General features: G+C 62.8%; 20 protein-coding genes. 14 read left to right on the forward strand and 6 right to left on the reverse strand.

Going from position 1 to position 21,251, the window contains the following annotated elements:
* Positions 1-4 precede the first annotated feature (4 nt).
* From J7U39_RS15180 to J7U39_RS15190, 3 genes are all read left to right on the forward strand, one after another.
* Positions 5-496: a GNAT family N-acetyltransferase gene (locus tag J7U39_RS15180; protein WP_210628932.1), complete on the forward strand. Its 492-nt coding sequence runs from the start codon at positions 5-7 to the stop codon at positions 494-496.
* Positions 497-659: 163 nt separating this feature from the next.
* Positions 660-1,301: a DUF47 family protein gene (locus J7U39_RS15185; protein ID WP_210628933.1), complete on the forward strand. Its 642-nt coding sequence runs from the start codon at positions 660-662 to the stop codon at positions 1,299-1,301.
* Positions 1,301-2,314 carry an inorganic phosphate transporter gene (locus tag J7U39_RS15190; protein ID WP_210628934.1) on the forward strand — a complete coding sequence of 338 codons (1,014 nt, stop codon included), beginning with the start codon at positions 1,301-1,303 and terminating at the stop codon, positions 2,312-2,314. The genes J7U39_RS15185 and J7U39_RS15190 overlap by 1 nt, the downstream gene beginning before the upstream one ends.
* Positions 2,315-2,330: 16 nt before the next feature.
* Here the strand turns inward: J7U39_RS15190 and J7U39_RS15195 are convergent, their stop codons facing one another.
* Both J7U39_RS15195 and J7U39_RS15200 read right to left on the reverse strand, forming a co-directional pair.
* Positions 2,331-2,636 (reverse strand): pyrophosphatase, encoded by a 306-nt coding sequence (locus J7U39_RS15195; protein WP_210628935.1) that lies wholly within the window; start codon positions 2,634-2,636, stop codon positions 2,331-2,333.
* 81 nt (positions 2,637-2,717) lie between these two features.
* Positions 2,718-4,001 carry a D-alanyl-D-alanine carboxypeptidase family protein gene (locus J7U39_RS15200; protein WP_210628936.1) on the reverse strand — a complete coding sequence of 428 codons (1,284 nt, stop codon included), beginning with the start codon at positions 3,999-4,001 and terminating at the stop codon, positions 2,718-2,720.
* Between the two features lie 217 nt (positions 4,002-4,218).
* Here J7U39_RS15200 and J7U39_RS15205 point away from each other — a divergent pair, with 217 nt between their 5' ends.
* Entirely contained in the window at positions 4,219-5,256 is a 1,038-nt protein-coding gene (locus J7U39_RS15205) for a polysaccharide deacetylase family protein (RefSeq protein WP_210628937.1), read from the forward strand.
* Positions 5,257-5,260: 4 nt separating this feature from the next.
* Here J7U39_RS15205 and pdxH read toward each other — a convergent pair whose 3' ends face one another.
* Positions 5,261-5,881 (reverse strand): pyridoxamine 5'-phosphate oxidase, encoded by a 621-nt coding sequence (pdxH, locus tag J7U39_RS15210; RefSeq protein ID WP_210628938.1) that lies wholly within the window; start codon positions 5,879-5,881, stop codon positions 5,261-5,263.
* Positions 5,882-5,946: 65 nt separating this feature from the next.
* On the opposite strand from pdxH, the gene J7U39_RS15215 reads away from it, so the two are divergent.
* From J7U39_RS15215 to J7U39_RS15230, 4 genes are all read left to right on the forward strand, one after another.
* Positions 5,947-6,405, forward strand: coding sequence for an RT0821/Lpp0805 family surface protein (locus J7U39_RS15215; protein ID WP_210628939.1), 459 nt, complete (start codon positions 5,947-5,949; stop codon positions 6,403-6,405).
* Positions 6,406-6,742: 337 nt separating this feature from the next.
* On the forward strand, positions 6,743-7,906 hold the full coding sequence (locus J7U39_RS15220; RefSeq protein ID WP_210628940.1) for a DnaJ C-terminal domain-containing protein: 1,164 nt from the start codon (positions 6,743-6,745) through the stop codon (positions 7,904-7,906).
* Positions 7,907-8,027: 121 nt separating this feature from the next.
* Entirely contained in the window at positions 8,028-8,846 is an 819-nt protein-coding gene (fabI, locus tag J7U39_RS15225; RefSeq protein WP_210628941.1) for an enoyl-ACP reductase FabI, read from the forward strand.
* Positions 8,847-8,865: 19 nt separating this feature from the next.
* A complete protein-coding gene (locus tag J7U39_RS15230) occupies positions 8,866-9,456 on the forward strand; it encodes a histidine phosphatase family protein (RefSeq protein WP_210628942.1) in 591 nt (196 codons plus the stop codon).
* A 190-nt stretch (positions 9,457-9,646) separates the two neighbouring features.
* Here the strand turns inward: J7U39_RS15230 and J7U39_RS15235 are convergent, their stop codons facing one another.
* Entirely contained in the window at positions 9,647-9,907 is a 261-nt protein-coding gene (locus J7U39_RS15235) for a DUF1344 domain-containing protein (protein WP_003569889.1), read from the reverse strand.
* A gap of 238 nt (positions 9,908-10,145) precedes the next feature.
* Between J7U39_RS15235 and J7U39_RS15240 the strand changes: the two genes are divergently transcribed.
* From J7U39_RS15240 to ribB, 3 genes are all read left to right on the forward strand, one after another.
* Entirely contained in the window at positions 10,146-13,325 is a 3,180-nt protein-coding gene (locus J7U39_RS15240; protein WP_210628943.1) for an EAL domain-containing protein, read from the forward strand.
* Between the two features lie 153 nt (positions 13,326-13,478).
* Positions 13,479-14,576 (forward strand): chorismate synthase, encoded by a 1,098-nt coding sequence (gene aroC, locus J7U39_RS15245; RefSeq protein ID WP_210628944.1) that lies wholly within the window; start codon positions 13,479-13,481, stop codon positions 14,574-14,576.
* An 8-nt stretch (positions 14,577-14,584) separates the two neighbouring features.
* Complete coding sequence (gene ribB, locus J7U39_RS15250; protein WP_210628945.1) at positions 14,585-15,688, forward strand: 3,4-dihydroxy-2-butanone-4-phosphate synthase; 1,104 nt, start codon at positions 14,585-14,587, stop codon at positions 15,686-15,688.
* 321 nt (positions 15,689-16,009) lie between these two features.
* Here the strand turns inward: ribB and J7U39_RS15255 are convergent, their stop codons facing one another.
* On the reverse strand, positions 16,010-17,200 hold the full coding sequence (locus J7U39_RS15255) for a winged helix-turn-helix domain-containing protein (protein ID WP_210628946.1): 1,191 nt from the start codon (positions 17,198-17,200) through the stop codon (positions 16,010-16,012).
* A gap of 278 nt (positions 17,201-17,478) precedes the next feature.
* Here J7U39_RS15255 and J7U39_RS15260 point away from each other — a divergent pair, with 278 nt between their 5' ends.
* From J7U39_RS15260 to J7U39_RS15270, 3 genes are read left to right on the forward strand one after another with little or no spacing between them, the layout of a single operon-like run.
* Positions 17,479-18,153 carry an ABC transporter ATP-binding protein gene (locus J7U39_RS15260; protein WP_210628947.1) on the forward strand — a complete coding sequence of 225 codons (675 nt, stop codon included), beginning with the start codon at positions 17,479-17,481 and terminating at the stop codon, positions 18,151-18,153.
* Entirely contained in the window at positions 18,153-18,761 is a 609-nt protein-coding gene (locus J7U39_RS15265) for an energy-coupling factor transporter transmembrane protein EcfT (protein WP_210628948.1), read from the forward strand. Before J7U39_RS15260 ends, J7U39_RS15265 begins: the two co-directional genes overlap by 1 nt.
* Positions 18,762-18,785: 24 nt before the next feature.
* Positions 18,786-19,349 (forward strand): biotin transporter BioY, encoded by a 564-nt coding sequence (locus J7U39_RS15270; protein WP_210628949.1) that lies wholly within the window; start codon positions 18,786-18,788, stop codon positions 19,347-19,349.
* Positions 19,350-19,697: 348 nt separating this feature from the next.
* Here J7U39_RS15270 and J7U39_RS15275 read toward each other — a convergent pair whose 3' ends face one another.
* Positions 19,698-20,837, reverse strand: a complete 1,140-nt coding sequence (locus tag J7U39_RS15275; RefSeq protein ID WP_210628950.1) for an acyltransferase — start codon at positions 20,835-20,837, stop codon at positions 19,698-19,700.
* Positions 20,838-21,251 lie beyond the last annotated feature (414 nt).

The raw sequence follows: 21,251 nt of genomic DNA on the forward strand, positions 1-21,251 counted from the left end.
TCTGATGGGAGAGATCGAAATCAGAGCCTTTGCCGAAGGCGATGCCGATGACGTGCTGTCGGTGATCCTGCCGATCCAGCGCGAGGAGTTCGGCATCGATATCACTGCCGATGCGCAGCCCGATCTCCGGGTCATCCCGGATTTCTACCAGTCCGGCAAAGGTCAGTTCTGGGTCGCCGTCAAGGACGGCGCCATCGTCGGCACCCTTGGGCTGAAGGACATCGGCAACAATCAGGCGGCGCTGCGCAAGATGTTCGTCGCCGCCGAGGTGCGCGGCCGCGAGCACGGCGTGGCGGCGCGGCTTCTCGAGCGCCTGTTCGACCACGCCAGAGATGCCGGCCTCACCGACATCTTCCTCGGCACGACGGACAAGTTCGTCGCCGCCCAGCGCTTCTACGAAAAGAACGGCTTTACCGAAATCGCCAAGAGCGCCCTGCCCCGCTCCTTCCCGCTGATGGCGGTGGACAGCAAGTTTTACCGGTACAAGGTCGGCTGACCGCCGATGGCGGAAAGGGTTCAGCTGTCGGCAACGGCCATGTCCCTGTCGCGGCACAACTGTCATAAATCTGTCACAAACCGAAATTCGGCCCTATCTCTTCAACGGGATAGGGTTTAGGACGGCTCGTCGTCATAGCGCAGACCAGGATTGCGAGGTGTTCATGCTGGGTTGGTTTCGAAAGTTGATGCCGCGCGAAGACCGGTTCTTCGTCCTTTTCGAACAACATTCCAGAACGATCGTCGACGCCGCACAGGCTCTGGACAGGTTGCTGTCGGGAATGGAGATCGAGCATCAATGCGAAACGATCGTGCGGTTGGAAGATCAGGCCGACGATATAACGCGCGAAGTCATGCTGGCCGTCCGGCGGAGTTTCATCACACCTTTCGATCGTGGCGACATCAAGGATCTCATCCAATCCATGGATGATGCGATCGACATGATGCACAAAACCGTCAAAACCATCCGGCTCTTCGAGCAGACCAGCTTCGATCCACGGATGCAGGAAATGGGCAAGACCGTTGTGGAAGCTGCCAATCTCATTGCCGAGGCCATTCCCTTGCTTGATCGCATCAGCGCCAATGCGCCGCGGCTTTCTGCCATCGTCGAGCAGGTCACGCAGGTGGAAGGGCGCTCCGACGAGTTGCACGAGCAGGGGCTCAAGGATCTGTTTCGCCGGCACGGCGCCGGCAATGCGATGGCCTATATGATCGGCAGCGAGATCTACGGCGAGCTGGAGAAGGTGGTCGACCGTTTCGAGGACGTCGCCAACGAGATCAGCGGCATCGTGATCGAGAATGTCTGATGGAAGCCGCCCTCGCTCTTCCGCTTCTTGTCGGCCTGATCGGCGTCGCACTGCTGTTCGATTTTCTCAATGGTCTGCATGATGCGGCCAACTCGATCGCGACAATCGTCTCGACACGGGTCCTGAGGCCGCAATATGCGGTCTTCTGGGCGGCATTCTTCAATTTCATCGCCTTCCTGTTCTTCGGCCTGCATGTGGCCGAGACGCTCGGGACCGGCATCATCGACCCGGCGATCGTCACGCCGCAGGTGATTTTCGCGGCCCTGATCGGCGCCATCGTCTGGAATGTCGTGACCTGGGTCTTCGGCATTCCCTCCAGTTCATCCCATGCTCTGGTCGGCGGGCTGGTCGGTGCGGGCCTTGCCAAAACGGGGTTGAGCTCGATCGTCTGGAGCGGTCTTCTCAAGACCGTCTCCGCCATCGTCATGTCGCCGATGATCGGTTTTCTCCTGGCATTGTTCCTCATCCTGGCGGTGACCTGGACATTCATCCGGCAGACGCCTTTTGCCGTCGACCGATCCTTCCGTTTCCTGCAATTCGTGTCGGCGTCGCTCTATTCGCTCGGCCACGGCGGCAATGACGCCCAGAAGACCATGGGCATCATTGCCGTGCTTCTCTATTCGCAGGGTTACCTCGGCGGCAGCTTCCACGTGCCGCTCTGGGTGGTGATTTCATGCCAGGCAGCGATGGCGCTCGGCACCTTGTTCGGCGGCTGGCGCATCGTCCATACGATGGGCTCGAAGATCACCAGGCTCAATCCGATGCAGGGATTCTGCGCCGAAACGGGCGGCGCCTTGACGCTGTTCGGCGCCACCTGGCTCGGTATCCCCGTCTCGACCACCCATACCATTACCGGCGCCATCATCGGCGTCGGCGCCGCCCGGCGCGTGTCCGCCGTCAGGTGGGGGCTAGCCGGCAACATCGTCATCGCATGGATCATCACCCTGCCGGCAGCGGCAATGATTTCGGCAGTTTCGTTCTGGCTGGTGACCGGCTTGAGCAAAATCTTCTGATGTCGCTCCCGATTTCTTACCAGCTCGGCTGAAACCGCCACTTCCGTTCGATCGCGGCGGCGAGGTCGATGTCGTTACGGCGAGCAAACAGCATGAGGTGACCAAGCAGGTCGGCCGTCTCGTCGGCGAGCTCGCGCCTGATGTCCTCAGGGGAGCGGCCCTTGGCACGGCCGCGGCCGGTCAGGCGGTTCCATGCCTGGGTCAGTTCACCCATCTCCTCCTGCAGCTTCAACAGAAACCAGTCGGCGTCGCGCTCGATGCCGCTCTCGGCGACATGGGCGGAGGAAGCGGCTTCGAACTGGTCGGCAAGACGGCGCAGCATCAATGTTCTCCTTTTGTTTATGGAGGAGACGCTGATTCCCGCTGCTTGTCCAGAGCGCACTGCCTCAGTGGGGCGTTGCGATCAGCCGCGGTCCGGGAGCAGCATGCAGTCATAGGAGCGCTGCTTCAGCGCATCGCAGGCTGAGGCGGCGTCCTCCCTGCTGGCGAAGCCGACGAAGCGGGCGCGATAGATCCTATTGGCCCCCTGCCCGACCGCTTCGGTATAGGGCGAGGCGGAAACGAGCGGCGCGCCGCCTTCCGACTGCGCCTGGGCAAGAAGCGCCCGCGCCGCATCGGCGCTCGGGGCGGCCGAGATCTGGATCTGCCAGTCGCCGTCGGCCTTTTTCGCCGCGGTCTTCGATGTCTTGCCGGCGTTCAGGATTTCGTCCATCGCGACCGGGCGCTCCAGCGGCACGACGGCGTCATCGGCATAGGCCAGGCTCTTTGCCGTGAGATCGTCGGCCGGACGCGGCGCGTTCGCCGGCACCGGAACGTCGGAAGAATCGGCGGCGGAAGCCACTTCGACCGGCTCCCTGGCGCCGACGCTCGCCACCAGCCTTGCGCCGCCTGACGACGAAGCGCGGCCGAGATAGCGGTCGAGCAGCGCTTCCATCCTGGCGTCGCGGCTGCGGGCGGTGCGGCCGCCGAGCACCACGCCGACGACGCGGCGGTTGCCGTCTCTGACGGCGCTGACGAGGTTGAAGCCGGAGGCGTTGGTATAACCGGTCTTGATGCCATCCATGCCCTGGTAGCGGTACATGAGATTGTTGTGGCCGCGCACGGTCTTGCCGCGGAAACTGAAGCTTGCCATCGAGAACAGGCGGTATTCGTTGGGGTAATTCTTCATCAGCGCCACGGCGAGCGTCGACATGTCGCGCGCCGTCGTCACCTGGCGGCTGTTCGGCAGGCCCGATGCGTTGACGAAGACGGTCCGGCTCATGCCGAGCTGGCGGGCCTTGGCCGTCATCATCCGGGCAAAGCCGCTCTCCGAGCCGCCGAGCGTCTCGCCGATCGCGGCAGCGGCGTCATTGGCGGATTTGACGATCATGCCGTAGACCGCCTCGCGCACCGTGATGGTGCCGCCCGCCTTGACGCCGAGCTTGGTCGGCGGCCGCGCGGCAGCGTATCTCGACATTTTGATCGGCGTATCCCAGGCGATCTTGCCGCGTTTCAGCGCCTCGAAGGTGAGATAGAGCGTCATCATCTTCGTCAGCGAGGCCGGATGGTTGAGCGTGTCGGCGTTTTCGGACGCCAGTACCTTGCCGGTGCGGGCATCAAGGATCAGCGAGGCGCTGCCGGCAAGAGCCGCAAGCGGCGCCGAAACGGCAAGCGTCACGGTCAAAACAGCCGCCAAAAGCTTTCTCATGGAGTTCCCCCTGATGCGCTGGCTCTCGATCGGGCCGGCCATGTCTCGCAATGTGACAGAAGCCGCAAGTTTGGCGCGACTTTGCGGCAACGCCTACCATTTTTCTAGTCTTTTCATCGTCTTGGTTAACAGAAAACGAAAGAAGCTGTGCGAAACCGGGATTCAGCAAGGCTTAAGCTGCGGTTGCTAGGTTGCCGCAAAAGGCAATGGGCGGCGCATGGCGGGGCAATTGAAGCGACTGGCAAAACGGGCGGCGATCGGCGCCGGGCTCGAGGCGTCCTTTCTGATCGCCGCGGCCGGCCTGATGCGGCAGGCGCGCGGGCGCGGGGTGATCTTCACGCTGCATCATGTTCGCCCGCACGCAGCCCAGGCCTTTGCCCCGAACGCGCATCTCGAAATCACCCCGCATTTTCTCGATGCGGCGCTCAGGCGGCTGACACGCGACGGCTATCGCTTCGTGCCGCTTAACGAGCTGCCGGCGCTGTTGGCAGAGCCGGAGGGCGGCAGACCGTTTGCGGCTTTTACACTCGACGACGGCTACGCCAACAACATGGAGCATGCGCTGCCGGTGTTCGAGCGGCATCGGGCGCCATTCACGGTGTTCGTCACCAAGGGTTTTGCCGAAGGCTCGCACAGCATCTGGTGGGAAACGCTCGCCGTCCTGTTGCGCCAGGCAAAGGACATCCGCTTCGATTTCGGCCGCGGCAGCGAGCGGCTGGCGCTCGCCGACCCGCGGCAGCAATGGGATGCCTTCGACCGCTTCACCTGGTATATCCACAGCTTCGACGAGGCCCGCGCCGTCGCCGCGATCGACACGCTGGCGCGGGAAAACGGCATCGAGCCGACCGATATCGTGCGCGACCTGGTGATGGGGCCGGCGCAATTGCAGCAGCTTGCCCGACATCCGCTTGCAGCGCTCGGCGCCCACACGATCAGCCATCGCGCCCTTGCCCGCCTGCCGGAGGCCGAAGCGCGAATCGAGATGGAAGTTTCGGCTGATTACGTCGAGGCCTTGACCGGCATCCGTCCCGCCACGATCGCCTATCCCTACGGCACGCCGGAGGCGGCAAGCGCCCGCGAGGCAGCGCTTGTCCGCCGGCTGGGCTTTTCGGTCGCCGTCACGACGCAGCCGGGGCTGCCGGCGGCGGGCAAGCCCGGCTATCTCCCGCGCATGTCGCTGAACGGTTTCTACCAGAAGCAGCGCTATATCTCGGCGCTTGCCTCCGGCATTCCGCTGAAAATCATGGGCCGCTAGCGGCTCACGGATACATCCGCACCTTTTCCCAAGCCCCGACTGGGGACGGGCGGCGAAATTCGATGCGGTCATGCAGGCGGAACTGCTGATCCTTCCAGAATTCGATCGACGTCGGCCGGATGCGGAAGCCCGACCAATAGGGAGGCCGGGGTATCTCGCCAATCGCGTAGCGGGCGGTGTATTCCGCCACCGCCTTCTCCAGCGCGAATCGGCTTTCGAGCGGACGCGATTGTTTGGAGGCCCAGGCGCCGATGCGGCTGCCGCGCGCCCGCGTCTTGAAATAGGCATCGGCCTCGGCGTCGCTCACGATCTCGACAGGCCCGCGCAACCGCACCTGCCGGCGCAGGCTTTTCCAGTGGAAACACATGGCGGCCTTCTTCTGCCCCAAGATTTCGCGACCTTTCTGGCTCTCGAAATTGGTGTAGAAGACGAAACCGTCATCGTCGAATCCCTTCAGGAGAACCATGCGGACATTGGGAAGACCATCTTCGTCGACCGTTGCCAGCGCCACGGCATTGGGATCGTTCGGTTCTGAGGCCTCCGCTTCCTTCAGCCATTCGGCAAAGAGCTTGAAGGGCTCGCCACTTTCGGTAAAGTCACCGCTTGTTAACTCGTTTGCCGACATATTGGTTCAAATGCCCCGGATTATTCAAAACTCGCCCAGCTTTTGATAACTGGACAGGACGCAGGGTGGAAGTCATAGCAAAGTCATATCGCCATACAAAGGGCCTGCGGCAACGCAGCAGCGCCTTCCTGGTTGTCGGCGCCGCAATGCTGTCGCTTTCCGGCTGCCTTGCGGGCGGGATGGATTTCTTGAGCGAGGCCAAGGTCGACCGGTCGGTGGCCACCGGCACCGTGCCGCAGACGCCGCCGAGCACCGACACGCTCTCGGACGAGATGACAGTGCGCAATGCCGTGACTTCGGCCGATGTGCACAAGCTTGAAGGCCAGCCGCTTCCCTGGGCGAATGCATCGACCGGCAGCGCCGGTGTCATCGATACGATCGTCGAAAACAACGAATCGGGCCAGGTCTGCCGGCAGTTCCGCACGACACGGCATTCCTATGTCGGAATCGCCAAATTCTACGGCAAGACCTGCCTCGTCGGCGGCGGCAATTGGCAGCTGCTGAGCTTTCAGCCGGAAAGTTAATTCCGGCGGGAAAGTTAATTCCGGCGGGAAAGTTGATCCGGGAAAACCTGATCGCCCCCGAAATTTGATCGGCGGAACCGATCCGGCGCGCGACAGGTTAACGGCCGCCGGTTTTCCGCCGAATGCTTAGCAAAGAGCTAACCATTTACGGCAAAACACTCCCCATCCCTCCACAGAAATAAGAAGTGATTAGCAACTCGGTCGCACGATCGGTGTCGAGAGTGGCTCTCCCTGCCTTTGGGCCGGTGGCGCCTCAGATGTTGATATTGGACTTCGATATTGGGCGGGGATGCCGGGCAAGGACAGGCGCCCGCATCGCAACACCGGCGGTTTTGACATGCGCGATCCTTACAAAATTCTGGGCGTCAAGCGCGACGCGGCGGCAGACGAGATCAAGGCGGCCTGGCGCAACTTGGCCAAAGCAGCCCATCCCGATCACAATCAGGACGATCCGACGGCGACGGCCCGGTTCGCCGAGATCGGCCGCGCCTATGAAACGCTGCGGGATCCGCGCAAGCGCAGCCTGTTCGACAATGCCGTGCGGATGGCGGAAGCCAGGAAACAGGAACAGACGATCATGCAGCAGCGCCAGGCCGCGCGTGAGGCGGCGGCCCGCGCCAAGGCGGCGCAGGCCAATGCCGAGCGGGTGATGGAAGAACTTGCCCGGGCTGCCCAGAAGGCCGCGGCCGACGGTCAGAGACAGCAGGCCGGCGCCAGCGAAGGCGCCGAGGAGATGGTGGAGCGCATTTTCGGCGCGCAAGCGCGCGCTGCGGCGGGGGGCCAGGCGCAAGGCCGCACCCAGCAGGCCCATAATCAGCAGACGCAGGGCCAGGGCCAGTCCGAAGAGGGCAGACGTGCGGATGGCGAGACCACCGAAGCCAGCGAGGAACTCGGCGAAACGCCAACTAGTGCCGGCGCCAACCTGCCGCTGCCGCTCAGCATTCTGACATCGCTGGTGCGCCGCTTCACCGGCGCCAAGGATGCGGGCCTCGAGAAAGCGCCCGACGAGGTGACGACGGCGACGGTGACGATCGACGACGTGCTGAAGAGCGGCTGGATCACCGCGTCGCTGCCGGAAGGCCGCGAAATCGGCTTCGCGCTGCCGGCCGGCACCACGGATGGTCACGAGATCAGGCTCAAGGGACAGGGCTTCAAGCTGCCGGGCATGCAGCGCGGCGATGCCGTCGTCAATATCCGCATCGCCCCCGACCCGCGCTTCACCGTCGATGGTTTCGACCTGCACGCCGTGCTCCCGATCAGCATCGAAAATGCCGTGCTCGGCACCGAGGCACGCATCGACGGCCCGGCCGGGCCGTTGAACATCACCGTTCCCGCATGGTCGGGCTCGGACAAGACGATCGCGATTACCGGCCAGGGATTGCCGCGGGAAGACGGCAGCAGAGGCGATCTCGTCGTCGAATTGCGCATCATCCTGTGGGAAAAACCCGACGACAAGATCACCGATCTGATGCGGAGCATGCGCGAAGGCCTGTTCCTGTGAAATTTTTATGACATTCGCACCCTTTGTTACGATCCCTAACAGTTGATGATCCAGGCCAAGCTTGAACCGATTAACGGCCTATGCCATAGGCAGGATCGATCAGAATCCTAGGGAGCGAAATATGGCTCAAGCATCCGGCCTCATGGCAGGCAAACGCGGCGTCATCATGGGTGTCGCCAACAATCGTTCGATTGCGTGGGGTATTGCCAAGGCCATTCATGCGCAGGGCGGAGAAGTTGCGCTCACCTATCAGGGCGATGCGCTGAAGAAGCGTGTCGAGCCGCTTGCAGCCGAAATCGACGCGACCCTCGTCGGCCACTGCGATGTCGCCGACGAATCCACCATCGACGCCGTTTTCGAAAATGTCGCAAAGCTGTGGGGCAAGATCGATTTCCTCGTGCATGCGATCGGCTTTTCCGACAAGGACGAGCTGACCGGCCGCTACATCGACACCTCGCCCGATAATTTCACCAAGACGATGCAGATTTCCGTCTACTCCTTCACCTCGGTCGCACGCCGCGCCGAGAAGCTGATGACGGAAGGCGGTTCGATGCTGACCCTGACCTATTACGGCGCCGAAAAGGTGATGCCGAACTATAATGTCATGGGCGTCGCCAAGGCCGCGCTCGAAGCGAGCGTCAAATATCTCGCTGTCGACCTCGGGCCGCAGAACATCCGCGTCAACGCCGTTTCGGCCGGGCCGATCAAGACACTTGCCGCCTCCGGCATCGGCGATTTCCGCTATATTCTGAAGTGGAACGAGTATAACGCTCCGCTGCGCCGTACGGTTACCATCGAGGAAGTCGGCGATGTCGGCCTCTATCTCTTGTCCGACCTGTCGCGCTCGGTCACCGGCGAGGTGCACCATGCCGACAGCGGCTATCATGTCATCGGCATGAAGGCGGTCGACGCGCCGGATATTTCGGTCGTCAAGGACTAAGTTCCCCGGAGTCGAGACCGTGCTCATCTACGTGATCAGACACGGTCAGACCGACTGGAATGCCGAGCGTCGCCTGCAGGGCCAGAAAGACGTTCCGATGAATGCCACGGGCCAGGAACAGGCCCGGCAGAACGGCATCGCACTGGCCGAGATCCTCGGTGAGACGGTCGGCGAATTCGATTTCGTCGCAAGCCCGCTCGGACGCACACGCGCAACGATGGAAATCATGCGCGCCGCAATGGGCCTCCCGCCGCTTGCCTATCGCACCGATCCGCGGCTGGTGGAGATTTCCTTCGGCGACTGGGAAGGCTCGACGATCAAGGAGCTGAAGGCGACGCAGCGCGAGCGGGTGGCCGAACGCAACGTCTCCAAATGGGATTTCATCCCGCCCGGCGACGATGCCGAAAGCTACGAAATCCTCTCCTGGCGTACCGGCGCATGGCTGCGCTCCGTCGAGCGTCCGACCGTCTGCGTCACCCATGGCGGCGTTATCCGCACGCTGTTCCAGGCGATTGCCGACCTGCCGAAGAGCACCGCCGCCGAAGGCGGCATTCCGCAGGACCGGATTGTCAGGATCGATACGAGCGAGCGGACGATCGTCTGGCTGTAAGGGATCGACTGGCTTTACCCCTCATCCGCCTGCCGGCATCTTCCCGCCTGTGGGGAGAAGGGACAAGCAGCGAACTCTCCGTTCCCCGCTGAGCTCTCGTGGACATGTCCCCTCGCCCCGCTTTTACGGGGAGAGGGTAAGGGGCAGCCATTGGGCGCAAACCTCATCCAGTCATTCTCTTGAAGTCTGCTTACTTGACGATATCGAGATCGTTGATGACGCGTTTGCCGTCGACCTCGGTGTAGAAGACGATGACCTTCACGCCGGCTTCGAGGCCGTCGAAATTGAATTCCTCCGGCGCCTGATAGGTCTTGCCGTCGTCGAGCGTCAGCACGAGATTGGCCGTGTCGACCTTCTTGATCGTCGCCTCGACATCGGCGCTCTCGGCAAAACCGCTCATCGGCGACAGGAAACTTGCTGTGGCCAAAAGCGTGGCGACGACGAAACGCATGGCAACAATCCTCTTGAAACGCTGCACGAGAACACTTGCCACAGATAATCTCCTGAATATGGCGAAAATTGCCCGTAAGAATGGCTTTTCCCGCCTAATTGATGAATAGCATTTTAAACATAATCAAGACGCTGCGTTAACCACGCCCGTCCGGCCTGCCGGGTTTTCAACATCGACAACAGGCAATCGTAAATTAACCCCTGCCTTTTAGAGTTACCGCGAATATGGGGGTCTCATTTTGCTATCCAGGCTGGGCGACAGCAAGCGGTTGCGACGCGTTTTGAAGAATAGCCGCCTCTCGTTTCTGGTTTCCGCGTTTGTCGCCCTCGTCGTCACCATGGTCGGCTTCGCGCTCGATCGCGCCAATACTGCCGCTCATATGCGCGAACTTCACATCCGCACCGAGAACGAGACGAACCTGTTGCGCGCCAGGGTGAAGGCCGAGATCAATATGAGCCTCACCATGGTCCGCGATCTTGCAAATCTGACCTCCGTCAACAACGCTGCAAGCCGGGAGGAAACGGAGCGCCAGATCAACTGGCTGCTGATCCAGAACCCGGCTTTCATCCATATCGCCGTCGCGCCTGATTTCATCGTCAGCGACCTCTATCCGCAACGCCCCGGCAGCGGGCGGATCGGCCGCGATGTGCGCGAAACCTCCATCTCGCAGCAAGCGACGACCCGGGCCGCCGGCGACCAGACGGCGCGCTTCTACGGCCCGATCAGCGTTGACGGCCGGGACGCCTTCGCCGTCTTCTTCCCGGTTTTCGTCAAGGAGAGCGGCCAGCGGCGCCTCTGGGGCGCCGTGGAGGTCGCCATCGACCGGAAAAGCTTTTACGAGGCGACCGGCCTGGTGGCGGCGCGCGACCGCGAAAACCAGGAGCGCTATCCCAATCTCGACCATCTTTCCATCGCGGTGCGGGATATTGGCCGGTCAACCGGGAACGCCGCGCTTTCCGCGCCGTTCTTCGGTTCGGCCGACATCGACGACAAGGATCCGATCCGCCGCGAAATCAGCTTTGCCGGCGGCAAATGGGAGCTTTCCGCCGTCCCCAAAGGCGGCTGGGCTGCAATACCGGAAAACCGGAGCGAGCTGCGGCTGATCGTCGTTGCCGCGGGATGCATCATCATCGTCCCGATCTTCCTCGCCACACTGCTGCTCGGCGAACGCAACCGCAACATTGCCGAACTGGAGACGCGCGAAGCAAAGCTCATGGAACTGTCGCAGCGGCTGAACCTTGCGCTCGAATCGTCCACTATCGGCATTTGGGAGCTGCAGGATCATTCGAGCAGCCTCCTTTGGGACGCACGCGCCGCTGCACTGCACGGCAAGCCGGCGGAGGAAGGAAGCCGGCCGCTCGACGAATGGCTGGCGGCGATCCTGCCGGCGGATCGTGAGACCGCCGAGGTGCATTTCTTCAGCTGCAGCATCGCCGGCGCCGCCTGCACGGCGCAGTACCGGATCATGCTTGCCGATGGCGGCATCCGGCACCTGCGCTCTGTCGGCGCCCTCTACAGAGATGTCGGTGGCGCCGGCAAGACGATCGGCATCGTCTGGGACGTCACCGCCGATGCGGAGGCCACCGAGGCGCTGCGCAAGGCCAGGGATGTCAGTGAGGTCAAGAATGCCGAGCTCGAGCTGGCGCTTGAAGAGCTTTCAAGCCGCGAGGGTCAGCTCGCCGAGCTTTCGAGCCGGCTCGACCTGGCGCTCAATTCCTATCAGTGCGGCATATGGGAGGCGCGGCCGGATAGAGGCGGCTCGATCTGGAATGAACGGATGCACGAGCTATACGGGCTGGCGCCGCGCAATGGCTTCATGACCGAGGAGACCTGGCTTTCCCGCATCCACCCCGAGGATCACGGGCTGGCGCTCGAAAGCGCGCGCCACTTCAAGCGAAGCGGCGATACGCATACGCTCGTCTGCCGGGTGCTCGCCGACGACGGCTCGGTGCGTTATGTGCGCTCGGTCGGCAAGGTCTACCAGACCGGGACCGGCGAAATGAAGATCATGGGCATCGCCTTCGACGCCACCGAGGACATGCTGATGACGATCCGGCTGAAGGCGGCCAAGGACGAGGCCGTCGCCAAGAATATCGAGCTCGAACTTGCCAAGAACAGGATCGAGCACAATTCGCTGCACGATCCACTGACCGCGCTCGCCAACCGCCGCAAACTCGACATCGCGCTGGAAAGCCTGACCAATGACGGGCGCCGGCAGCGGCAGAAATTCTCCATCCTGCACATCGACCTCGACCGCTTCAAGGACATCAACGATACGCTCGGCCATGCCGCCGGTGATGCGATGCTGGTGCATGCTTCGAAGGTGCTCGCCAGGAATGTCCGCGGCAGCGACCTCGTGGCGCGCATCGGCGGTGACGAATTCGTCATCCTCGCCTGCGATGTCGGCGATAAGGAGATGGCGGAGCTTGCGACGCGGATCATCGAGGAGATGCGCCAGCCGATCGATTTCCAGGGCTTTGCCTGCCGCTGCGGCGTGTCGATCGGCGTCGCACTCGCCAACGGCATCCATGTCGACGCGCGCAAGGTGCTGATCAATGCCGATATCGCCCTCTACCGCGCAAAGAGCACGGGCCGTAACCGCTTCGAATTCTTCAATCACACTCTTCAGGCCGATATCATCAACACCAAGCGCACGGCCGATGAAATCCTCGCCGGCATCGATAATGGCGAATTTGCCGCCTGGTATCAGCCGCAATTCTGCGCCCGGACGATGGAGCTGACCGGCGTCGAAGCGCTGGTGCGCTGGAAGCATCCCTCCAGGGGGCTGCTGACGCCAGACAAGTTCCTGCGCATTGCCGACGAGATCAATGTCGTGCAGACGCTCGACCGGATCGTGCTGGAAACGGCGCTGCGCGACAAGGCCCGCTTGTTGGCGCTGGGCATTGTCGTTCCCAAGGTCGCGGTCAATGTTTCAGCCAGACGGCTGCATGACGGCAGCCTGATGGAATCCCTCGCCGGCCTCAATATCCGCCCCGGCGAGATCTCCTTCGAACTGGTGGAATCGATCTTCCTCGACGAGAGCGAGGACGTGGTCTCGCACAATCTGGAACGCATCAAGGCGCTCGGCATTGATATCGAGATCGACGATTTCGGCACCGGCCACACCTCGATCGTCAGCCTGTTGAAGCTGAAGCCGAAGCGGCTAAAGATCGACCGCCAGCTGGTGCAGCCGATCATCGGCGCGTCGCAGGAGCGAGCGCTGGTCACCTCGATCATCGACATCGCCCGCTCGCTCGGCGTCGAGACGGTGGCCGAAGGAGTGGAGACGGCAGCCCATGCCACGCTGCTGCGCGATCTCGGCTGCGACCTGCTGCAGGGTTATGCCTTCTCGCCGGCCCTCTCCTTCGACGATTTCGCCGCTGAGGCGGCCGCAACCGGATGGCGGTTGGCTTCGTGATGGCGATGCCTCGGCAAAGGAGCGAAACAGCATTTCCGCCGCTGCCGGTTTGACGCAAAGAAAGGCTTTTGCCTCGGCGGTTTTTTGGCCTATGAGTGGCGCGCCTTTTCAAGCAATGGCGCGATCGGCTTTGGCGCGCCGCCGTGGGAACACATGTCGCACAATACATTCGGTCACCTCTTCCGCGTAACCACCTGGGGCGAAAGCCACGGTCCGGCGCTCGGCTGCGTCGTCGACGGCTGCCCTCCAGGTCTGCGCTTCAAGCTCGAAGACCTGCAGGTCTGGCTCGACAAGCGCAAGCCGGGGCAATCCCGCTTCGTCACGCAGCGGCGCGAGGACGACCTGGTGAAGGTGCTGTCGGGCGTGATGCTCGATGCCGACGGCGAGACGATGACGACGACAGGCACGCCGATCTCCATGCTGATCGAGAACACCGACCAGCGTTCCAAGGATTACGGCGAGATCGCCCGGCAATACCGCCCCGGCCATGCCGATTACACCTATGACCTCAAATACGGCATTCGCGACCATCGCGGCGGCGGCCGCTCCTCGGCGCGCGAAACCGCAGCAAGGGTTGCGGCCGGCGGCATCGCCCGCCTCGTCGTGCCAGGCGTGACCGTGCGTGGCGCGCTGGTGCAGATCGGCAAGCACAAGATCGACCGCCGCAACTGGGACTGGGACCAGATCGGGCAGAACCCGTTCTTCTCGCCGGATGCGGCGATCGTCCCGGTCTGGGAGGAATATCTCGACGGCATTCGCAAGGCCGGCTCCTCGATCGGCGCGGTCGTCGAAGTGATCGCAGAAGGCGTGCCCGCCGGCCTCGGCGCGCCGATCTATTCGAAGCTCGACCAGGACATCGCCTCGCTGCTGATGTCGATCAATGCCGTCAAGGGCGTGGAGATCGGCAATGGTTTTGCCGCCGCCGAAACCTCCGGCGAAGACAATGCCGACGAAATGCGCATGGGCAATGACGGCACGCCGATCTTCCTTTCCAACAATGCCGGCGGTATTCTGGGCGGGATCTCGACCGGACAGCCGATCGTCGCGCGTTTCGCCGTCAAGCCGACCTCGTCGATCCTGACCGAACGCCAGTCGATCGACGCCGATGGCAAGAATGTCGACGTGCGCACCAAGGGCCGGCACGACCCCTGCGTCGGCATCCGCGCCGTACCCATCGGCGAAGCGATGGTCGCCTGCGCCATTGCCGATCATTATCTTCGGGATCGCGGCCAGACCGGCCGTCTGAAATAGGAGCGTCCATGTCTTACGATCAGAAACGCGTCGTCGACGCCATCAGGGCCTTCGAGGCCGGCGAAATTGTCGTCGTCATGGACGACAATGACCGCGAGAACGAGGGCGACCTGATCGTTGCCGCCGTGCATACCACGCCGGAGAAGATGGCCTTCATCGTCCGCCACACCTCAGGCATCGTCTGCGCGCCGATGCCGAAGGAGGAGGCCAAGCGCCTCAACCTCAACGCCATGGTGGCCGAGAACGATTCGGCCCATACGACGGCCTTCACCGTCTCGGTCGACTTCAAGCACGGCACGACGACCGGCATCTCGGCCGACGACCGGACGCTGACGGTGCGCAACCTCGCCAATCCGAATGTCGGGGCCGCCGATTTTGTCCGTCCGGGCCATATCTTTCCGCTGATATCGCGTGAAGGCGGCGTGCTGATGCGCTCCGGCCATACGGAAGCGGCCGTCGACCTCTGCCGGCTCGCCGGCCTGCCGCCGATCGGCGTCATCTCCGAACTGGTCAATGACGACGGCACCGTCACCCGCGGTCCGCAGGTGGTCGATTTCGCCGAGAAGCACGGGCTGAAGCTTGTCTCCGTCGCCGATCTCATCGCCTATCGCCAGCGGAAGGAAACGCTGGTTGAGCACGGCGCCAGCTTCGACATCGACACGCCGTTCGGCAAGGCCAAGGCCCATACCTATGCCCTGCCCTGGGACCCGATGCAGCATCTTGCCGTCGTCTTCGGCGACATCCGCGACGGCGTCGACATTCCGGTGCGCCTGCATCCGGAAAATGTCGCCGAGGACCTTTTCGGCAGGAAGAGCCCAGTCGATTTCTACATGGAGAAGATCGCTGCGGAAGGCCGCGGCGTCATCGTCTACCTGCGAGAGGGCTCCGTCGGCGTTGGCCATTACGACAACGGCCGCAAGGCCCGCAACCAGGGCCGCGAAGCCCATGCCGAGGCGCAGACGCGCGAGAGTGAATGGCTGGAAATCGGCCTCGGCGCCCAGATCCTCAAGGATCTCGGCGTCAGCTCGATCAGGCTGCTCACCAGCCGCGAGCGCCACTATGTCGGCCTGGAAGGTTTCGGGATCAAGATCAGCAAGACGGAGATCTGCTGAGGCCAGGCCCTCTCCTCCCTCATCAAGGCCACGACTGGCTATCTGATTTCGCTAGCAGATGGCGTTGGCAACAGGCCTCTGCGCGGTGAATGGGTTCCTCGTGTGCACCCCACTCTCCGTCATGCTCGGCCTTGAGCCGAGCATCCACGCCGCATCCATCAGCAGCAGTCGCATGGATCCCAGGCTCAAGGCCTGGGATGACGGAGAGTGTGGTTGGCGTTGTTGCCAAAACCGCCGTCGGCGCACAGAAACGCCTTCATTCGGCCGGCTCTCATGACGGCCTCCCTTGTAAAGGCGAGAGACAGGCAGAGAGTAATTCGACTACCCTCTCCACCCCTCCAAAAGCACCACCTTCTCCACCCCCGCAAACCTCGCCACCCGCTCGAGCTCCGCCTCCAGCCGCTCCAGCCGCCCGGCCGACGCCCTCACGCCCGGTTCCAGCCAGAGCCGCCTGACGTCGAGCGTTGATTTCTTGCGGTCGGCCTTCATGTCGATGCGGCCGATCAGGCGGTCGCCTTCGAGCAGCGGGAAGACGTAATAGCCATACTCGCGCTTGGCTTCCGGCACGAAGACCTCGATGCGGTAGAAGAAGCCGAACAGGCGTTCGGTGCGGTTGCGATCGCGGATCATCGGGTCGAAGGGGCTGAGCACGCGGATGCGCGGCGGGGCATCGGGATGGCTGTCGAGCGTCGAGAGGAAATCGGCAAGGGCCCAGGACGGCCGCGCCTTGCCGTCGAGCGCCGGTTCGATCAGCACTTCGGTCAGCTCGTCGCGATGGGCCGATACCCAGGCCTTGGCCTCGTCGGGCGAGACCAGGTTCCAGAAGGCGGCGATCTCGCCGTGGGTGGCGAAACCGAGGCGGGCAAGCGCGCTGCGGCAGGCCCAATCGACGAAGTCTTCGCGGCTCACCTCCGGCTCGCGGAACTCAGCGGGGATAACGCGCTCGGTCAGATCATAGATCTTCTGGAAATTCGAGCGGCCGGCGATGGCGAACTTGCCGGTGTGCCAGAAATATTCGAGCGCCGTCTTGTTCGGATGCCAGTTCCACCAGCCGCCGGAGACATGGCCATCGGCCTTGACGTCGCGCGCCAGCATCGCGCCGTCGCGCCGCACACGCTCATAAGTCTCCTCGAAAGCCGCCTCGAAACCCTCGCCGCGCCACTTGCGCCAGCGCTCGACGAGGACCTTCTCCTGGTGGCGGAACTTGTGCTTCCAATAGACGAAGAAGGCGCTGGGCAGGATCGAGGCATCGTGCGTCCAGTGCTCGAACAGCGCACGTTCCTTCTCCAGCAGCGCCTTCAGATGCTCGCGCCGATAGGTCTGGTTGCGGGAAAACAGGATCTGGTGATGCGCCCGCTCCACCGTCTGGATGCTGTCGACCTGGACGAAGCCGAGATCGTGGATGAGTTGCAGCAGGCCGGCCTTGGTCAAGGCGCGGTTCGGTGGGGCGCTGAGGCCCTGCTTGGCAAGAAAGACGCGGCGGGCATCGGAATTGGACAGCAGATTCGTCATGGCCGCATCATAATCCGGAAAATCTTCCTAGCCACCCGATATCGACAGGGAGATTTGCTCTTTGTAGAAGCACTGCTATCAGGTTGGCGCCAGCGGCTGCCCCTCACCCTAACCCTCTCCTCGCTCGCGGGGAGAGGGGACGTGCCATACGATAGGCATATGGGAACTGAGAGCTCGCGGCTTGTCCCGTCTCCCCGAAAGCGCGGAGACGGTGGCGGTAGCCGGATGAGGGGCTGGTGTCGGCAATCACCCTGTCGTGAAAAATGCGAGGGACTGGTTTGGACATACAATTCGAAAATGCCGGGGTCAGTTTCGGGGCACGGGTGGCGCTGGAGCCGCTGACGCTCGGCATCCGCGGCAAACGCATCGGCGTCATCGGGCTGAACGGCTCGGGCAAGACCACCTTTGCGCGGCTGATCAACGGGCTGACCAAGCCGACCAGTGGTCGCGTCATGGTCAACGGCCGCGACACGGCCGACGAGAAGACTGTTGTCGCCGATGTCGGCTTCATCTTCCAGTCGCCGCAGAACCAGATCATCCTGCCGATCGTCAAGGACGACATCGCTTTCGGGCTGAAGCGGCGCGGCTTCAGCAAAGCGGAGATCGAGGCAAAGGTCGAGGGCGTGCTTGCCCGCTTCGGCGCCGAGGCGCTGGCTGATCGCCGCGCGCACGAGCTTTCCGGCGGCGAACTGCAGGTGGCCGCACTCTGCTCGGTGCTGGCGACCGGCCCCGGCATTCTCATCCTCGACGAGCCGACCAACCAGCTCGACCTCAAAAACCGGGCACTGGTCGAGAGCATCATCGCCGGACTGCCGGAAAGCGCCATCGTCATCACCCACGACCTCGAACTGATCGCCGGGTTCGAGCGGGTTCTGCTGTTTCACCAAGGGCGGCTTGCCGCCGATGCGCCGGCGGCCGAAGCCATCGCGCGCTACAGGGAGATCGCCGCCTGATGCAATCGCTCTACGTCGAAGGCAACAGCCGCATGCACCGGCTCTCGCCGCGGGCAAAGCTCCTGTCGCTGACGACCTTCGCCATCCTGCTGTTCATCAACCACAATCTCCTTCTGCTCTCGGGCGCCGTGCTGGTGGCGGCGGTCCTCTACGGCACGGTCGGCCTGCCGCTCGGCGAGGCGCTGCGACGGCTGCGGCCGATCTTCCTGACGATTGCGGTCGTCGCCCTTTTCAACCTCATCTTCAACCCATGGCAGGCAGCGCTCGTGCCCGTGCTGCGGCTGACGGCGCTGATGCTTCTCGCCGCCAGCGTGACGGCGACGACGACCATTACCGAGTTCATCGACGAGGTGACGGCGCTCGCCCGCCCGCTCGAACGCACCGGCCGGGTTCAGGCCGACGATATCGGCCTCGCTCTCGGCCTGGTGCTGCGCTTCGTGCCTGAGATCGTCAACCGTTACCAGGCGATCCGTGAGGCGCACAGGGCTCGGGGGCTGAAGGTCCGGCCGACGAGCCTGCTCGCGCCGCTGATCATTCTGACACTGAAGGACGCGGATAATGTCGCCGCTGCGATTGACGCGCGCCGCATTCGGCGGCATGGAAGTTAACGATTTTTTAATACGGAGTTCATGATGAGCACCCGCGACCTCGTCCTTACCGCCCTCTTTGCCGCGATCATCGTGGCGCTCGGCCTGCTGCCGCCGATCTCGCTCGGCTTCATTCCGGTGCCGATCACCGCCCAGTCGCTCGGCGTCATGATGGCCGGCGTCGTTCTCGGCGCCCGGCGCGGCGCGATCGCCGTTCTGATCGTGCTGCTGCTCGTCGCGATTGGCCTGCCGGTGCTTTCCGGCGGCCGCGGCGGCCTCGCGATCTTCGCCTCGCCGACAGCCGGTTTTCTCGTCGGCTGGATCTTTGCCGCCTTCGTGACCGGCTATCTCAGCGAACGGCTGGTCAACGACAAGCAGTCCGGCCTGGTCCAGACGGTGAGCTTCTTCCTCGCCGCCATGATCGGCGGGATCATCGTGCTCTACGCCTTCGGCATCACCTATCTCGCAACCGTCGCAGGCCTCGGCTTCACGAAAGCCTTCGTCGGCTCGATGGCCTTCATCCCGGGCGATGTGATCAAGGCCGTCGTCGCTGCCCTCCTCGGCCGCGCCGTCATGGTCGGCTATCCCCTGCTGCCGGCGCGCGCTTGAGCCGCGTAACGGCCGATACCTGCTGAGCATTCCGACAATGGCCGCCTTCCGCCGAATGCGGCCACTGTGCGTTGAAGGAAGTCGCGTGGATGCGCGCGTCAAGCCTGAGCAGGAGCAAGGGTGGAGTGAGCTCTGCGGCAGGGGCCTTGAGCGGGGGGCCTGCCGATCGCTCTCCTCAACCTCCGTCATTCCAGGCCTTGAGCCTGGAATCCATTCCTCGTGCTGCAAGAGGCCACATGGATGCTCGGGTCAAGCCCGAGCAGGACGGAGAGTGGGGTAAACCCCAAGGCAAGAACCGAGACGGGGAAATCGGACGTCATTGCGCGCCCGGCCTCCTCGATTTCACACCTAAGCCCGAGACTCCTTCGCCTGAAATTCGGCAGCGCGCTGCCCAAGCCGGTCGAGGAACCCTCGCAAGATCCTCCGGATCGGCGGCTCTCCCCATTTGCACACCGCAAGCGACATTGCGCAGACGATCGCGACGGCTAGAACCATTGCCAGGAGCGGCGCCAATCCCAGAGCAGTCAACCAGTCGAGAAGCTGGACGCCGATGGCGAAATGCAGGAGATAGAGCGGATAGGTCATCGAGCCGAGGGTCTTCACCGATTGAAGGAAGGAGGCCGGCAGGTGACTGATCCGCTTGCTGTAGCCGACGCTTGCAACGATCGACGCCAGCCCGGCCGCCCAGATAGCGATTGCGGGAAACGACGAGAAGCCATGGCCCGCAGCGGCGAGCGTACGGTTGCTGGTGTTCTCGCCTGCCATGTAGATCTGAACAGCCCCCGTCGCCAGGGCGCAGAGGAAACCCAGCCAGGAAATTCGGTTCATCCGACCCTGAGAGAGCAGCCATATGTAGATGCCGATAGCGAATTGGCAGCCATAATAGAAGGGAATGGCCCGCCAGGCCGTCTCGGTGAATATCGACGGGATGGCTGCATCGGGAAAGGCGTATAAAAGTGCAATGAATGCCGTGCTGGACAGCGACAGGCCTAGCGCCAGGGCGGGCATCCTCGTCTTTTGCCTAGCCGCGCACATGATGAAGACGATGGCGTAGAAACAGATCTCACATGCCAGCGTCCAATATTGGCCGTCTATCCAGGGCCCGCCGGGATAGAGCGTGATCGAGCGCAGATAATTCCAGAGGATGCGCCTGTTGACGTCTTGCGTCGCGATGATGATCAGCGTCAGCGATGCGCAGATCCATACCGCTGGGTAGAGCCGCAGAATGCGCCCCTTGAGAAAGGACAAGGCGCTGGCGGAAGCTGCGGAGTTTACGATGACGAAGCCCGATATGACGAAGAACAATTCGACGCCAACCCAGCCGGGTTGGGCGATGTTCTCGATCTCGGGCATTGGATACGGTCGGAGATATAAAGGCGAAGCCCAGGAAGCAAATCCAAGATGAAATACGGTCACCATCAGCGCGCATACAAATCGCAGTGCGTCGATCCCGTAAATATACGGGCTTCCAGCTTCAGATTTTGCCATATTGATTGTCTCCAACACTTATGCCCCGGCACCGCCTCGACTGAGATAGGGCGCACATTTCCTGCGACGACCCAAAAATGCATTGCGTGATGCGTTCGTCTAAGCCCGTCGGATCAGTTCTGCAACCCCCGCGCGTCTGAGATTGCGGCCTGTTTTGCCGGGCTGGAACAGAGTCTTGTTCGGGCAACAAAAAACCGCCTTGAGGCGGTCGGGCGTTCTATCGATTTCCGTTGATCTAGTCTCCTCCTCCACCGTCGCCGCCATCGCAGCCCCCGTCATCAGAGACCTCGAACCCAATTCCGCCATCGCCACCCGAATCGGGACTGCGCCTGGTATTTGCGGTGGTCTGGGCAGTTGTTCCGGCTTTTACCGCGGTTACGGCGAAAGCGAGGAGGCCTGCAACGAGCATGGTCG

Source organism: Rhizobium sp. NLR16a (genome assembly GCF_017948245.1).
In the GTDB taxonomy this organism is placed as follows: Bacteria; Pseudomonadota; Alphaproteobacteria; order Rhizobiales; family Rhizobiaceae; genus Rhizobium.

Coding starts and splice junctions, on each gene's coding strand:
- J7U39_RS15185 (WP_210628933.1), top strand. CDS start 660: ATGCTGGGTTGGTTTCGAAAGTTGATGCCGCGCGAAGACCGGTTCTTC.
- J7U39_RS15195 (WP_210628935.1), bottom strand. CDS start 2,636: ATGCTGCGCCGTCTTGCCGACCAGTTCGAAGCCGCTTCCTCCGCCCAT.
- fabI (WP_210628941.1), top strand. CDS start 8,028: ATGGCTCAAGCATCCGGCCTCATGGCAGGCAAACGCGGCGTCATCATG.
- J7U39_RS15255 (WP_210628946.1), bottom strand. CDS start 17,200: ATGACGAATCTGCTGTCCAATTCCGATGCCCGCCGCGTCTTTCTTGCC.
- J7U39_RS15275 (WP_210628950.1), bottom strand. CDS start 20,837: ATGGCAAAATCTGAAGCTGGAAGCCCGTATATTTACGGGATCGACGCA.
- J7U39_RS15270 (WP_210628949.1), top strand. CDS start 18,786: ATGAGCACCCGCGACCTCGTCCTTACCGCCCTCTTTGCCGCGATCATC.
- J7U39_RS15205 (WP_210628937.1), top strand. CDS start 4,219: ATGGCGGGGCAATTGAAGCGACTGGCAAAACGGGCGGCGATCGGCGCC.
- aroC (WP_210628944.1), top strand. CDS start 13,479: ATGTCGCACAATACATTCGGTCACCTCTTCCGCGTAACCACCTGGGGC.
- J7U39_RS15235 (WP_003569889.1), bottom strand. CDS start 9,907: ATGCGTTTCGTCGTCGCCACGCTTTTGGCCACAGCAAGTTTCCTGTCG.
- J7U39_RS15265 (WP_210628948.1), top strand. CDS start 18,153: ATGCAATCGCTCTACGTCGAAGGCAACAGCCGCATGCACCGGCTCTCG.
- J7U39_RS15200 (WP_210628936.1), bottom strand. CDS start 4,001: ATGAGAAAGCTTTTGGCGGCTGTTTTGACCGTGACGCTTGCCGTTTCG.
- ribB (WP_210628945.1), top strand. CDS start 14,585: ATGTCTTACGATCAGAAACGCGTCGTCGACGCCATCAGGGCCTTCGAG.
- J7U39_RS15190 (WP_210628934.1), top strand. CDS start 1,301: ATGGAAGCCGCCCTCGCTCTTCCGCTTCTTGTCGGCCTGATCGGCGTC.
- J7U39_RS15180 (WP_210628932.1), top strand. CDS start 5: ATGGGAGAGATCGAAATCAGAGCCTTTGCCGAAGGCGATGCCGATGAC.
- pdxH (WP_210628938.1), bottom strand. CDS start 5,881: ATGTCGGCAAACGAGTTAACAAGCGGTGACTTTACCGAAAGTGGCGAG.
- J7U39_RS15220 (WP_210628940.1), top strand. CDS start 6,743: ATGCGCGATCCTTACAAAATTCTGGGCGTCAAGCGCGACGCGGCGGCA.